Below are 14,125 nucleotides of genomic sequence, written 5' to 3' on the forward strand. Positions count from 1 at the left end.
CATTGTCAAGGTTTTGTCCAATCTGCTTGTTCACATTATTGACATATATTAAAAAGCCCATGGCATCAAGAGCTAGACAACTTTCAAAGCTGAAAACTTAACATTCTTTATAACAAAACAAAGCTGCACATACGGCAGCTTTGCAGTGGGTTATTAGTCGATTAAATCCAATTCCTCTTGCTCAATATCAGCATCTGCGCTGACTGTTTTTTCGCCCTCTAGACCATAATGTTCGCGAATTTGCATGTAGATCTCGTTTTTAATTTCCGGATTTTCTTTTATGAATTGCTTAGCATTTTCACGGCCTTGACCGAGACGCTCGTCATTATAGGCATACCATGAACCGCTCTTTTGAACGATATCGAGTTCTGCGCCGATATCAATGATCTCGCCTTCAATGGAAATTCCCTCTCCATACATGATATCTACTTCAGCCACTCGGAATGGCGGAGCAACTTTGTTCTTAACTACTTTGATTTTTGTTTTATTTCCGACCATCTCATTGCCTTGCTTTAATGTTTCAGCACGGCGCACTTCCAAGCGGACTGTTGAATAAAATTTCAGTGCGCGTCCTCCTGGAGTTGTTTCTGGATTACCGAACATAACGCCAACCTTTTCGCGGATTTGGTTTATGAAAACAGCAATTGTTTTAGATTTATTTATAGCCCCTGATAGTTTACGAAGTGCTTGAGACATCAAACGTGCCTGAAGACCAACATGTGCGTCTCCCATTTCCCCTTCAATCTCAGCTTTTGGCACAAGAGCTGCCACTGAGTCAATAACAAGAATATCAACGGCGCCGCTTCGCACCAATGCTTCAGCGATTTCAAGCGCCTGTTCGCCTGTATCCGGCTGGGATAAAAGAAGTTCATCTATATTAACACCAAGATTCTGTGCATAGACAGGGTCTAGTGCATGTTCTGCATCGATAAACGCCGCTTGTCCGCCTCTTGCCTGCACTTCTGCGATGGCGTGCAATGCTACGGTTGTTTTACCGGAGCTTTCTGGTCCATATATTTCAATAATACGGCCTCTTGGATAGCCGCCTACACCTAATGCTATATCTAATGCCAGCGAACCGCTGGGAACGGTGGAAATTCTTCGGTCTGTCTGCTCCCCAAGCTTCATAATGGAGCCTTTTCCGAATTGCTTTTCTATTTGTTTCAACGCCATCTCAAGTGCGGCCTGACGATCGCTCATTCATTCTTCCTCCTATTAATTCAAATCCATACTAGTTTTTGTTTCTCTCAAACCCTTTATATTTAATATATATGTTTTTCATCCATTTGTCGAGGAAAAAATCGAACATTCATTCGTCTATTTTCATAGCCCTAATTTTAAGAAAACTAGTGATCGTCCCCTAGAAAACGTAAACTTTTCGATATTCTATCTGTTGAAAATCAAGAAATAACAAGATATCTGAAAAAAAGAATGCATCAATTTGCATTCTTTTTTTCTAATAGCCTCTTTATTAAAAAGTAGCATCCATATTTTACTGTTCGCAGCCGAATCTGTTCTCTCGTTCCTCCCAAATTCAGCTTTTCAGCGTGTACGGGCTGTCCATTCAAATAGACACCGATATAAACAGTGCCCGGCGGTTTACCCTCCAGATCATCAGGGCCTGCAACACCTGTAAAGCTTATTCCAATATCCGTATCCATGATCTGCGATACGTTTTGCGCAAGCTCAGCAGCACATTCAGCGCTGACAACCCCTTTTTCATCAATGGTTTGCTGGCGGACATTTAATACCTTGGCTTTTATCTCGCTTGCATAGCAGACAACTCCGCCTTTTAAGAGATCGCCAGCACCAGGAATGGCTGTCAGCTGTTCCTGAAACATACCGCCTGTCAGGCTTTCTGCACAGGCAATAGTGAGGTTGTTTTCCTTAATTAGCTTAATCATCTCATGCATTAAAGATGTATCATCATAGCCATAGAAATATTCGCCAACACGATCAAGGATTTTCTTCTCTGTTTCATCTATTAAGCTTAAAATTGTTTCCATTTGTTTATGTTTGGCAGTAACTCGTAAGGTGACCTCGCCGTCAGAAGCAAGCGGTGCTATCGTAGGATTGGTCTGTGCATCAATGAGGTCTTCAATGACCGTCTCAAGCATGGATTCGCCGATGCCAAAAAATCGTAAAACACGTGAGAAAATAATATCGTCACCCTGCACTCTCGAACGAAGGGCAGGATAGCCATACTTTAGAAACATTGGCTCCATTTCCCTTGGCGGACCTGGGAGAAGCATATATACATGATCCCCACTATCCAGGAGCATGCCTGGAGCCATCCCATGCTCATTTGGCAAGACTTGTGAGTCCTCTAAGATAAGAGCCTGTTTTTTATTATTTTCCGACATTTTTCTCTTTGAACGCTCAAAATAGAGCACAATGGACTCAAGGGCCTGCTGATCCATGACAAGCTGTTTATTTACATGTTTGGCAATCGTCTCTTTTGTTAAATCATCTTTAGTGGGCCCGAGTCCCCCGGTAAAAATTATCAGTTCGGAACGTTTTTCGGCAATGTCTATGGCTGATTTCAGCCTATTAGGATTGTCGCCAACAACCGTATGATAGTACACATTTATGCCCAATTCAGCAAGCTGCTGAGAAATGAATCGCGCATTTGTATTAACAATTTGCCCGAGCAGCAGCTCCGAACCAACTGCAATAATTTCTGCATTCATCCAATCGCCACCTTATGATAGATTTAAATACTGCGGTCAGTATTAGTTCGATTCCTTAAAGGCATGTTTATTTTTCGCAAAATAATCCCAGCCGGACCAGACAGTGAAGAATAATGCCACCCATAGAGCAAGATCAGCAAATGGGAATGAGAACATTTCAAAAATAATATTATGCAGGAGCAAGGCGGAAATTGCGACAATTTGTGTCCAGGTTTTTATTTTCCCAAGCATATTAGCTGCCACTACTTCTCCGCCGCCGGCTAGAATGAGCCTTAGGCCCGTAACAGCAAATTCCCGGCTGATAATGACAATCACTATCCAGGAAGGAGCGTAACCTAGTTCTACAAGCACAATGAGCGCTGCTGACACTAATAATTTATCCGCAAGCGGGTCCAAAAACTTTCCAAGATTAGTTACAAGATTGTACTTTCTGGCATAGTGTCCATCTACCCAATCTGTAGATGAAGCAAAGATAAAAATAAGAGCTCCAACTAAATGTGTAACAGGAAGCGTTGTGCCAAGAAGGGCCACTTCTCCCCAAGAGAATGGAACAAGCATAATAATTAAGAAGACTGGGATTAAGAAAATTCTTGAGATTGTAATTTTATTAGGCAGATTCATAATTTTCCTCCATATTAATAATAAAGCGAAAAATAGTCATCTTAGAGATGACTATTCATTGTTCGGCAAATAACGAATGGTAATATTTTGAGTAACAACATCTTTGGGAGCAACAGCATATTCTACCTTTTGATCATTGATGTAGATTTCAGTTTCTGTTGATTTCCCAATAATTAGCACGGCTTCGGTTTCTTTTGAAAAATCAATGGTCTGACTTTCAGTTTCACCTTTTTTCAGCGTCCCCTGGAAAAAGTTTGATCCTTTGCCATTTGATATACTAACCCAAGTCGCACCAGTTGATACAAGTTTTAATTGGAATTGGTCTGCATTTTTCAACTCATAGACTGTATTCTTGCCGCTGGACTGTGCAACAGTAATTTCCTGTGCAGGAGCTGCAGGCTCCTCTTCTGCTTCCTCAACAGGCTTGCTTTCTTCTTCGGTTTCTTCAGCAGGAGCTTTTTGGTCATCCTTATTTTTCTCCGTCTCGGTAAAATCTTTCGCTTCTTCAACTACGGTTGTATTTCCTTGTGCATCTTCGGGCTCATCAGCCATATTATCATTATTATTTTGCGAAAGGAAATAATAAACAACAGCAGCAGCACCGATGATAAAAACAGCAATTAATACCTTGGGAAGAATTTCAAATAATTTTGAACCCCCAGAAGGAATACTTTTTCTTGTTTGAACTCTTGAGAGTTTTTCCGGAATATCATCAATCACCGGGATATCTGATTTATACTGTTCAAATATTTCTTCCGCATGCAAGCCCACGGCTTCACAATATTGTTTGATAAAAGCTCGTACATAAAAAGGGCCAGGTATCATGCTGTAATTTCCTTCTTCAATACCTGTTAAATATCGTTTTTGGATTTTAGTAGCCACTTGTAAATCATCAATGCTCATGCCTTTTTCCAGGCGAGCTTCTTTTAGCCGATTCCCTAGTTCTGTCAATTTTTAACACCTTCCAACTTACGAAAAATCAAAGCCTCCAAAATCGGCTTCGGAAAACATACCATTTCTTTCAACTAGGTCATATTTAATTTCTTCATCAGGATGATGGCGCAATTCAATAATCGAATCGAAATCGTCCAAGGTGTATTCCGTATTCTGAATAAAAATATCTGGATGTTCAACAACCTTGACTGCATTCATATTCATAATTTCCCGAATGAGCTGCCAATGGCGTTCATTGGAATGTCTCGCTGATACTACCCCATCAATAATAAAAAGATTGTTCTCGTTATACTCGTCATGGATCAGCTGATTTCTGACTGTTTGCTTTAAGAGAGTTGATGAAACAAAAAGCCATCGTTTATTTGCACAAACGCTTGCAGCAACGATTGATTCCGTTTTCCCTACTCGGGGCATTCCCCGTATTCCTATTAGCTTGTGTCCTTCCTGCTTAAATAATTCTGCCATGAAGTCGACTAAAAGCCCAAGCTCATCCCTGACAAATCGGAATGTCTTTTTATCATCGGCATCTCTTTGTATGTACCTTCCGTGCCGCACAGCTAAACGGTCTCTTAGCTTTGGCTCACGAAGTTTAATTAAATTAATTGTATCCATCGTATGTAAAATAGACTCTAATCGAACAATTTGTTCGTTATCCTCAGCCAAAATTAAAAGACCTCTTCGGCCCTCATCAACCCCGTTAATGGTGACAATATTGATGGAGAGCATGCCTAAAAGAGAAGAAATATCACCAAGCAAGCCTGGCCGGTTCTTTTGTATCTCATATTCTAAATACCACTCTGTTTTACCCATAAAAAAACCTCCACGCAAGACAACTTTGATTATTCCTCTATAGGCAGCTTAAAAACGCATTCTATTATTTATTAATGGCATATGCACTACTATAATAAATGATTTCGTATAAAGATGAAAGGAAAAACCATGTGAATAAAGGAAATTTTGCCGCTTCATACAAAATGAAACTAAAAAAAGAGAGGAGACCTCTCTTTTTTTAGCGTTAAAATTATTACTGCATGCCTGTTCCATTGTTTTCAACAAGCTTTACCATCATATTGGCAATTGCTTTTTGTTCTTCTTGACTTGCAACAGACCAGAGATCTGATAAAACTCTTTGCTGTTCATTTTTTGGATCAACTTGCTTTGCCAAGTAATCGCCGATTTGGTAGGCAAGATTTGTAATCGTTTCTTGGTTCATTCCCTGTTCATGACCCTGATCCAAACGATCACCTAGGAAATCTTTCCACTGCTGCCAATTTTCAAGTACAGACATGAAATTTCCTCCTTTTAAAACATGAGTTGTACATGAAGCGTACAATGTTATTGTGTTAAATCAGGAGAGAAAATATTCATTTTTAAAAACCAAATGAACAAGCCCAGTGACTATGTATACCATCCCCCGTTAACTGCAAGAACTTGGCCTGTTATGTAGGAAGCCTTTTCGGATAAAAGGAATGAAACCGAATTTGCGATATCATCTGGTGCAGCAAGTTTTCCCATCGGAATTTCTTGTTTTATTTCTTCAAGCTCCTGAAAAGAGAACCCTTCCATCATGGCTGTTTTTACGGCTCCTGGGGCTACTGCATTTACTCTTATACCGTTTAAGGCTAATTCCTTACTAAGAGCCTTAACAAAGGCAATTTGCGCCCCTTTAACGGTGGAATAGGCAACTTCACATGCGGCTCCTGTCTGGCCCCAGATGGATGATATGACGACAATGTTACCAGTTTCTTTTGCTAATAATTTGGACAGCAATTCTTTGGTCAAAAGCATGGGTGTAAAGACATGAAGGTTGATAAGTCTTTGCGCATCTTCTTCCTGCAGATCGTACAAAAGTCCATATTGGCTGATTCCGCTATTGTGAACGATAGCATCCAGCGAGAATATATTTTTTGCGACTTTTTTATACCCTTTTTTCGAAGACAAATCCGCCTGTATTGGGATATATTCGCCGCCAAAGCTTTGCAGCTGATCCATCAGCCTTTCTATTGCTTTTTTATTCTGGTTATAGTGCAAGTATAACGAGTAACCTTCTTCGGCAAGCTTTAAGGCAATGGCAGCACCGATCCCTCCGCTTGCTCCTGTTATTAATGCAAATTTCTTCATCATTTTCACTCCAGCGGAAAAAAAAGCGCCATACATGTACAGGCGCTTTTTTTCCTTATTTATTTCTTCGGCACTACCTGACAAACGGTGAACCGTTCTTCGGAAATAAATTCGCTTGCTGTTTGTTCAATGTCCGCTAAAGTAATGCTTTCAAGAACCGGAACAACTTCGAATAAGTTCATTTCATTAAAGGAATATCTTGTAAACTGATTGGCGATAAACTCCGGCGAGTTAATGGCTCTTAAGAATGAACCAATCTTTTTCTTTTTGGCCCGTTCCAGGCCTTCTTCGGAAATGGCCCCTTTTTCCTTTGCCTTTAGCAGCATGGAAGATAAGGTTTCCGCCAATCGATCCGGTTCCCTTGTATCCCCTCCGACCATGGCAAATCCAAATCCGTTTTCCTGCGTATAGTCATAAGAGAAGGAATCATCGATCAGCCCTTCATTATATAATGAACTATAGTACTCTGAGCTTTTGCCAAATAAGACATCTAGGAGCACATTCATGCTCATTTCTCTTTTAAGCATTTCTTTCCCCTGCTGATCTGTGTTCACTGCTTTTATACCCACGAGGCATTTTGGAGTCTGTACATTCATTTCCAGTATCTGTTTTTTCTCAGCAACAGTGTCAGGCTCTTCTTCAAACTTCCTGTTTATTTCCGGAAGCTCTTTATAATCCTTGCGTGATTGATTTTCTTTTACAAACGCCATAATTTTCTCAGGTTCCACCGAGCCCACAATAAATAATAGCATATTGCTTGGATGGTAAAATGTATAATAACACTCATAAAGCATGTCTTTTGTAATATGGGAGATGGATTCAATCGTTCCGGCAATGTCGATGCTGACTGGATGATTCTTATACATATTTTGGATTAATCCAAAATACAAGCGCCAGTCCGGATTATCGTCATACATCGTAATTTCCTGGCCAATGATCCCCTTTTCTTTCTCCACCGTTTTTTCGGAAAAATAGGGCTCCTGGACAAAATCAATCAAGGTTTCCAAATTCCTCTCCACATTGGAAGTACTGGAGAATAAATAGGCCGTCCTCGTAAAAGATGTAAAGGCATTGGCAGAAGCTCCCTGTTTGCTGAACTGCTGAAATACATCCCCATCTTCTTTTTCAAACAGCTTATGCTCAAGGAAGTGTGCAATCCCATCCGGCACCTTAACAAATTCATTTTTTTCCGGAGGCTGGAAATGATTATCAATCGAACCATACTTGGTTGTAAAGGTAGCATATGTTTTATTAAAGCCTTTCTTCGGTAAAATGTATACATCCAGTCCATTATCCAGCTTTTCATAGTAGAGTTCTTCTTGAAGCTGATCAAAAGCAATCTTCTCCATAATTATTGTGCCTCCTTTCCTGTCAAAAAGTAAATAGTATCAAGTGATACCTTATCCGCCACCGCCACAATTTCTTCCTTCGAGACGGCATCCATTTTATCAATCCAGTCATTTAGAGTTATCGCTTTATGGGCTACAACATTATGATAAAGAATTTCAATCACACCTCTAGCCGTATCAATCGTTTCCAGCAGCTGGTTTTTGATGACCGCTTTCGTCTGTACGATTTCATCCTCAGTAAAATCCCCTTTTCTCATCGCTTCCATTTGATCGTGGATGATGCCGACTGCCTGATCATAGTTTTTCTTGTCGATGCCGGACATGACCATCAGCAATCCTTTATGGCTTTCCAGTCTGCTCGCTGCGTAGTAAGCCAAGCTTGCCTTTTCACGGACATTAATAAATAGCTTGGAGTGAGAAAATCCGCCGAAAATCCCGTTAAACACCTGAAGGGGATAATATTCCTCATCACCATATACAATATTTGTGCGATAGCCAAGATTGAGTTTGCCCTGCTTGACATCCTGTTCCTCTATGACTTCATGTACATCATTTTTCTTTTCATAGCTGGATGAACGAATGGACGCTGGTTTTCGGTCAGGAAACTGCAACAGTTCAGAAGCGAGTGACTGTACCTCTTCCTCGTTCACATCTCCGACAACATACAGATCCATTTCGTCCTGATTTAGGGCCTCTTGGTAGTATTTATAGAGGTCTTCAGGAGTAATCTGGTCTACTGAATCCATCTCACCATGGACATGCAAGGAATATGGTTCATCCCCGCACATCTCCTGCACAAGACGAAAGCTTGAATAACGCATCTTATCATCATAGACAGATTGGATTCTCTGCTTTAATGTTCTTTTTTCCTTTTCGACAGTTTCCTGATCAAAGGATTGATTGGCGGCATTTGGCTTAGTTAGTATTTCGGTTAAAAATTGAAAAGCCTTTTTTAACAGAGGCGTATTATCCGATAAAAACTTCTCATTGGCAATTTCCATAGAAAAGCTAATAATATGATATTCGCCTTTCTTTGCCAAATCTACAAAAAGTGAGGCGCCATATAGTTCATCTAAGTAGGAGCGGAGCTTGCCTGTTGTTGGATAAGCTTCACTGCTGCTTTGCAGGACGTATGGGAGAAGGGCTCTTGTGGTTACTGATGCTTTATTTAAAGGCGCCTTCATTTTCCATACTAATGTGTTTGTTTTGTACTTTTCGGTTTTCAGGATATGAAGATTGTAGCCATTCATTGGCTTAATTTTTTCCGAGATAATATCCATCTTTTTCCTCCTTATGGGTTTATACAAAAAAATCTATCTTTATAGCTGTACATTGATTATTTTCCTTAAAGGTCTTTGAATTTAATCATATTCTAACTATAACTTGCCCTATTTCCAAATTTCAACTTTTATGGAAGGCTGTATTTAGATTTCTGACGCTTTCGGGCGCTTTGATTTCCTCTGCAATCTTCACTAGACAAAAAAGACCCCATTCCAAAGAATGAGGTCTTAAAGGTTATCGTGTTCCCTTAATATATGGTACACCGGATGCTTTTGGTGCGTCAGCACGTCCAATGAAGCCTGTTAAAGCGAGAATGGTCAGTACGTATGGAGCTATTAATAAATAGACATTTGGGATGTTCTGTAAAAACGGCAAGCTTGAGCCGATAATACTTAAGCTTTGAGCAAACCCAAAGAAAAGGGCTGCCCCCATGGCGCCAAGCGGATGCCATTTACCAAATATCATAGCGGCCAATGCCATAAATCCCTGTCCGCTAATGGTCGCATGACTGAAATCAGATGTAATCGATTGAGAGTAAATCCCCCCGCCGATGCCGCCAAGGGCTCCAGAAAGGATGACTGCAATATAGCGAATTTTGGTAACATTGATCCCCATCGTATCAGCTGCTGCCGGATGTTCCCCAACCGCACGAATCCTTAAACCAAATGGCGTCTTAAAGATGACATACCAGGCAATGATTGCAACAATAATGGCTACATAAGAAGTGTAGTACGTATTAGAGAAAAACAATCTCCCGATGATTGGAATATCGCTTAGAAATGGTATATCAACCTTGGCAAAACCTTTGCGGATGACATCGGTTTGACCTTTGTCATACATAAATTTCACAAGGAACAAGGCGCCGCCTAATGCCAGCAAGTTGATCGCTACCCCAGAAACAACCTGGTCTGCTCTAAATGTAATTGAGGCAACAGCATGAAAAATGGACAGTATTGCCCCTGCCGCCATAGCAGCAATCAAAGAAACCCATGGGGTCATATTTCCAAATACATCTGCAAACGCAAGATTAAACACAATAGCTGTAAATGCACCGATGACCATTAACCCTTCTAGCCCAATGTTAACAACACCGGAACGTTCGGAAAAGGTTCCGCCTAATGCAGTGAAAATAAGTGGTGCTGCCCAGAGCATGGATGAAGGAATAATAATAGCCAGCATATCTAAGATGTCCACTTACTTCACCCCCTTTTTGCTGAATCGGTCAATCAAGATACGGATCATGTAACTTGCAGCCACAAAGAAAACAATTAAGGCAATAATGATATCTACTAATTCGTTAGGTACCCCCGCTTCAAGCGGCATATTCAGTGCACCTACTTTTAAAGAGCCCAACAGCAAGGCTGCCAAGACGATTCCTATCGGGGTATTTGCCCCAAGCAGTGCAACGGCAATGCCATCAAATCCTATACCGGTGAACCCGCTCCTTGTTGCCGCATAGCCGAAGGTACCGAGTGCCTCCATCGAACCGGCAAGTCCAGCAAATGCTCCTGAAATCACCATTGATAGGATAATGTTTGACCGTACACTCATTCCCGCATATTCAGAAGCATGCTGGTTAAAGCCGACAGCTCTTAATTCATAGCCTCTGGTTGTTTTTTCTAGAATAAACCACATGAGAATCACACATAGGATTGCCACAACAATTCCCCAATGAAGACGAGAATAGTCCGTTATGTTTTCAAAAAAAGGAGACCTGAGCGAAGCTGTTTCGGGAATATCCGGTGTCCTGTCGCCGTTATCCGTAATGACATACCTAATAAAATAATTCGTAATATGCAAGGCCACATAGTTAAGCATAATCGTGACAATAACTTCATGGACATGGAACCTGGCTTTTAAGTACCCTGGGATAAATGCCCATAAAGCACCTGCTGCCGCAGCTGCCAGGATCGCTAATGGCAGGTGAATCACTTTTGGCAGATCAAAAGCAACCCCTACCCATACGGCGGCAAGCCAGCCAACAATCAGCTGTCCTTCAACGCCAATATTAAATAATCCAGTCTTATAGGCAAACCCTACAGCCAAGCCGGCCAAAATATAAGGGGTAACCTGACGAATCGTTTCACCTGTATAATAAATATCTCCAAAGGCCCCATCCCATAAAGCATAAAAAGCCTGTCCAGCATTATAGCCCGTAGCAATAATGATAATCGTTCCAGCGAGCATTCCTAAAATGACTGCAAGAATAGGGACGATGAAGTTTTTCAAGCGTTCAGACATGTGTTATTCACCCGCTTCCTTTTGTTTCGAGCCAGCCATTAATAAACCTAATTCCTGCTCAGTTGTCTGTTTTGGATCGACAACCGCAACAATTTGCCCTTCATAGATTACTGCTATCAGGTCACTGACATTCATAATCTCATCAAGCTCAAATGAAAGCAGCAGAACGGCTTTTCCCTTGTCACGCTGTTCGATTAGGCGTTTGTGAATGAATTCGATCGCCCCAACATCAAGGCCCCGTGTTGGCTGAGCGGCAATCAAGAGGTCAGGATCACGGTCCACCTCGCGTCCGATGATCGCCTTCTGCTGGTTTCCTCCTGACAAGGCCCTTGCTAAAGTAAATTCACTTGGTGTGCGAACATCGAATTCCTTTATTAAATGATTGGCCTTCTTGTAAATTTCTTTATAATTTAGGACGCCGCCATTCGAATAAGGTCTTCTGTAATAAGTTTGCAGCACCATATTCTCCCCTATTGGAAAATCTAGCACAAGCCCATGCTTATGGCGGTCCTGTGGGATATGGCCGACGCCGGATTCAGTTACCTTTCTAGGCGGAAGGTTCTTAACCTCTTTGCCATTAATCAAAATTGAACCATTTTCTGACTTTCTCAGCCCAGTTATCGCCTCTAGAAGTTCGGTCTGCCCGTTGCCGTCTACACCGGCAATTCCAACAATTTCTCCTGCTCTTATCTCAAGATTTAATCCATTAACGGCTGGAATGCCGCGGGCATCCTTGACATGGAGATCCTTGATTTCAAGAACTGCCTGCTTTGGAACTGCTGGTTTTTTTTCTGTTTTAAAAACAACCTCGCGCCCGACCATTAGGCTAGCAAGTTCGTTTGGATTTGTTTCATTGACATTCACAGTGCCAATCCCTACGCCTTTGCGAATAACCGTTACCCGATCACAGACTTCCATAATTTCTTTTAATTTATGGGTAATCAGGATAATAGATTTTCCTTCTTTGATTAATGTTTTCATGATTTGGATCAATTCTTGAATTTCCTGGGGTGTTAGCACAGCGGTCGGCTCGTCAAAAATAAGAATTTCTGCCCCGCGATAAAGTGTTTTTAAGATTTCCACCCTCTGCTGCATCCCAACAGAAATATCAGCAATTTTCGCCTGCGGGTCAACTGCCAGACCATAACGTTCTGAAATTTCCTGTACCTCTTTTTCTGCCTGTTTTAAATCAATTTTCCCGCGAACGGTTTTTTCTTTTCCCAAAATAATATTTTCGGTTACGGTGAAAGGCTCAACCAGCATAAAGTGCTGATGTACCATTCCGATGCCCAAATCATTGGCGATATTTGGATTCGTTATTTTAACCGGCTTGCCTTTGACATGTATTTCTCCTTGTTCCGGCTGATATAATCCGAAAAGGACGTTCATTAGTGTAGACTTTCCGGCGCCATTTTCACCTAACAGTGCATGAATTTCTCCTTTTCTTAACTGCAGGGTGATATTATCGTTTGCAACAATTCCGGGGAATTCTTTGCGGATATTGAGCATTTCAATGATATATTCCAACCTTTGTCACTCCTTAATCGATATCAGGGGAATACCTAATGTTTTAAAAATGTAAAAAAATCCATATTGCTTATGTATTTATCATACCCTTTCACATGAAAACCTAAGTGAAAGACAGAAAGGGTTTTTCTGTGTTTCAATTAAGCTTCATGAGTTCGGATTAAAAAAAGGAATAAGGGGCCGGTTTAAAACCCGCTTATTCCTATGAATTTTTCTTTACTGTGCTTTAAAGTTTTTAAGGTCAGCTACTGTTTCAGGAACAGTAATTTCACCGCTTTTGATTTTTTCTACCCATTCATTAACAGCGGCTTCAATTTCTGCCTTATTGGCCACTTCGTCATTAATAGGAGCTAATTCTACCCCTTCTTCAGCTAAACCATAACGAAGTATTTCTCCGCCAGGGAATTCCCCATTCATTGACTTCTGAGAAACGTCAATAATAGCTGTTTTTACACCCTTCATCGCGGAAGTTAAAACAACATTATGCTCTTCTCCATTTACCTCGACAACACCTTCGTTAGACTGATCCATGTCAACACCGATTGCCCAAATTTCTCTTTGTGGATCTTTCTTTTTAAGGTCTTTTGCTTCTGTAAATAGGCCGACTCCTGTTTGTCCAGCTGCATGGATAATAATGTCAGCACCTGAAGAGTACATTTGGGCCGCAGTTGCTTTGCCAAGCTCTGCTTTATCAAACGCACCAGTATAATGAACATCTACTTTAATATCAGGATTTACTGTTTGAATACCTGCGCGGAATCCAGCTTCAAAGCGCTCAATAACTGGGCTTTCCATCCCGCCAATAAATCCAACATGGTTCGATTTTGTTGCTTTTGCTGCTGCAACCCCTGCTAAGAAGGAAGCTTCCTGCTCTTTAAACATGACGCTGACAACGTTTGGCTGTTCAACGATATCATCAACAATCCCAAAGTGTGTATCTTTTTGCTGCTGAGCAATTTTATCAATATCAGCTTTTAGCTTATAGCCAATTCCAAAAATCAGGGAGAAACCTTCACGGGCAAGCTTATTTAAGTTTGTTGCATAGTCTGCATCTGATTTGGATTGAAGGTAATCATATCCGCCCTTGCCTTGTTCAAATCCATTATCTTTACCGAATTCCTTTAAACCTTCCCATGCGGATTGGTTAAAGGATTTATCATCTACACCGCCAACGTCGGTTACCATTGCAACGGAAAATTTATTTCCTTTTTCATCTCCGGCGCCAGTCTTTTCATTTTCATTCTTATCTGCACTTCCACATGCTCCTAAGATCGTTCCTGCTGCTAGAACAAGAGAAAGTGTTAAGCCAAATTTACGCTTTTTCAAGGTTTTTTACCCCCT

At 41.0% G+C, this 14,125-nt stretch carries 13 protein-coding genes; all 13 read right to left on the minus strand.

Features of this window, described 5'->3' with window-relative positions:
• Positions 1-153 precede the first annotated feature (153 nt).
• On the minus strand, positions 154-1,200 hold the full coding sequence (gene recA, locus AC1Q59_RS06860) for a recombinase RecA (RefSeq protein ID WP_492365052.1): 1,047 nt from the start codon (positions 1,198-1,200) through the stop codon (positions 154-156).
• Between the two features lie 236 nt (positions 1,201-1,436).
• Positions 1,437-2,690 carry a competence/damage-inducible protein A gene (locus AC1Q59_RS06865; protein WP_492365053.1) on the minus strand — a complete coding sequence of 418 codons (1,254 nt, stop codon included), beginning with the start codon at positions 2,688-2,690 and terminating at the stop codon, positions 1,437-1,439.
• 42 nt (positions 2,691-2,732) lie between these two features.
• Complete coding sequence (pgsA, locus tag AC1Q59_RS06870; RefSeq protein WP_492365054.1) at positions 2,733-3,311, minus strand: CDP-diacylglycerol--glycerol-3-phosphate 3-phosphatidyltransferase; 579 nt, start codon at positions 3,309-3,311, stop codon at positions 2,733-2,735.
• A 51-nt stretch (positions 3,312-3,362) separates the two neighbouring features.
• Positions 3,363-4,262 (minus strand): helix-turn-helix domain-containing protein, encoded by a 900-nt coding sequence (locus AC1Q59_RS06875; RefSeq protein WP_492365055.1) that lies wholly within the window; start codon positions 4,260-4,262, stop codon positions 3,363-3,365.
• Positions 4,263-4,280: 18 nt separating this feature from the next.
• Positions 4,281-5,075, minus strand: a complete 795-nt coding sequence (locus tag AC1Q59_RS06880; RefSeq protein ID WP_492365056.1) for a DUF3388 domain-containing protein — start codon at positions 5,073-5,075, stop codon at positions 4,281-4,283.
• 214 nt (positions 5,076-5,289) lie between these two features.
• Positions 5,290-5,553 (minus strand): DUF3243 domain-containing protein, encoded by a 264-nt coding sequence (locus tag AC1Q59_RS06885; RefSeq protein WP_492365057.1) that lies wholly within the window; start codon positions 5,551-5,553, stop codon positions 5,290-5,292.
• Between the two features lie 110 nt (positions 5,554-5,663).
• Positions 5,664-6,386: an elongation factor P 5-aminopentanone reductase gene (ymfI, locus tag AC1Q59_RS06890; protein ID WP_492365362.1), complete on the minus strand. Its 723-nt coding sequence runs from the start codon at positions 6,384-6,386 to the stop codon at positions 5,664-5,666.
• Between the two features lie 59 nt (positions 6,387-6,445).
• Positions 6,446-7,735: an EF-P 5-aminopentanol modification-associated protein YfmH gene (yfmH, locus tag AC1Q59_RS06895; protein ID WP_492365058.1), complete on the minus strand. Its 1,290-nt coding sequence runs from the start codon at positions 7,733-7,735 to the stop codon at positions 6,446-6,448.
• Between the two features lie 2 nt (positions 7,736-7,737).
• Positions 7,738-9,015: an EF-P 5-aminopentanol modification-associated protein YfmF gene (yfmF, locus tag AC1Q59_RS06900; RefSeq protein WP_492365059.1), complete on the minus strand. Its 1,278-nt coding sequence runs from the start codon at positions 9,013-9,015 to the stop codon at positions 7,738-7,740.
• Between the two features lie 235 nt (positions 9,016-9,250).
• Complete coding sequence (locus AC1Q59_RS06905) at positions 9,251-10,195, minus strand: ABC transporter permease (protein ID WP_492365363.1); 945 nt, start codon at positions 10,193-10,195, stop codon at positions 9,251-9,253.
• Positions 10,196-10,210: 15 nt separating this feature from the next.
• Positions 10,211-11,257 (minus strand): ABC transporter permease, encoded by a 1,047-nt coding sequence (locus AC1Q59_RS06910; protein WP_492365060.1) that lies wholly within the window; start codon positions 11,255-11,257, stop codon positions 10,211-10,213.
• A 3-nt stretch (positions 11,258-11,260) separates the two neighbouring features.
• The gene (locus AC1Q59_RS06915; protein ID WP_492365061.1) at positions 11,261-12,784 is read right to left on the minus strand and encodes an ABC transporter ATP-binding protein; all 1,524 of its coding nucleotides are present in this window, start codon (positions 12,782-12,784) and stop codon (positions 11,261-11,263) included.
• Between the two features lie 216 nt (positions 12,785-13,000).
• Positions 13,001-14,110: a BMP family lipoprotein gene (locus tag AC1Q59_RS06920; RefSeq protein WP_492365062.1), complete on the minus strand. Its 1,110-nt coding sequence runs from the start codon at positions 14,108-14,110 to the stop codon at positions 13,001-13,003.
• Positions 14,111-14,125 lie beyond the last annotated feature (15 nt).

This window comes from Cytobacillus sp. MT66 (genome assembly GCF_058792595.1).

What these genes read in the sequence shown, in the direction of transcription:
- pgsA (WP_492365054.1), bottom strand. Translation starts at nt 3,311, where the DNA reads ATGAATCTGCCTAATAAAATTACAATCTCAAGAATTTTCTTAATCCCA.
- ymfI (WP_492365362.1), bottom strand. Translation starts at nt 6,386, where the DNA reads ATGAAGAAATTTGCATTAATAACAGGAGCAAGCGGAGGGATCGGTGCT.
- yfmH (WP_492365058.1), bottom strand. Translation starts at nt 7,735, where the DNA reads ATGGAGAAGATTGCTTTTGATCAGCTTCAAGAAGAACTCTACTATGAA.
- AC1Q59_RS06910 (WP_492365060.1), bottom strand. Translation starts at nt 11,257, where the DNA reads ATGTCTGAACGCTTGAAAAACTTCATCGTCCCTATTCTTGCAGTCATT.
- AC1Q59_RS06885 (WP_492365057.1), bottom strand. Translation starts at nt 5,553, where the DNA reads ATGTCTGTACTTGAAAATTGGCAGCAGTGGAAAGATTTCCTAGGTGAT.
- AC1Q59_RS06865 (WP_492365053.1), bottom strand. Translation starts at nt 2,690, where the DNA reads ATGAATGCAGAAATTATTGCAGTTGGTTCGGAGCTGCTGCTCGGGCAA.
- recA (WP_492365052.1), bottom strand. Translation starts at nt 1,200, where the DNA reads ATGAGCGATCGTCAGGCCGCACTTGAGATGGCGTTGAAACAAATAGAA.
- AC1Q59_RS06880 (WP_492365056.1), bottom strand. Translation starts at nt 5,075, where the DNA reads ATGGGTAAAACAGAGTGGTATTTAGAATATGAGATACAAAAGAACCGG.
- AC1Q59_RS06905 (WP_492365363.1), bottom strand. Translation starts at nt 10,195, where the DNA reads ATGCTGGCTATTATTATTCCTTCATCCATGCTCTGGGCAGCACCACTT.
- yfmF (WP_492365059.1), bottom strand. Translation starts at nt 9,015, where the DNA reads ATGGATATTATCTCGGAAAAAATTAAGCCAATGAATGGCTACAATCTT.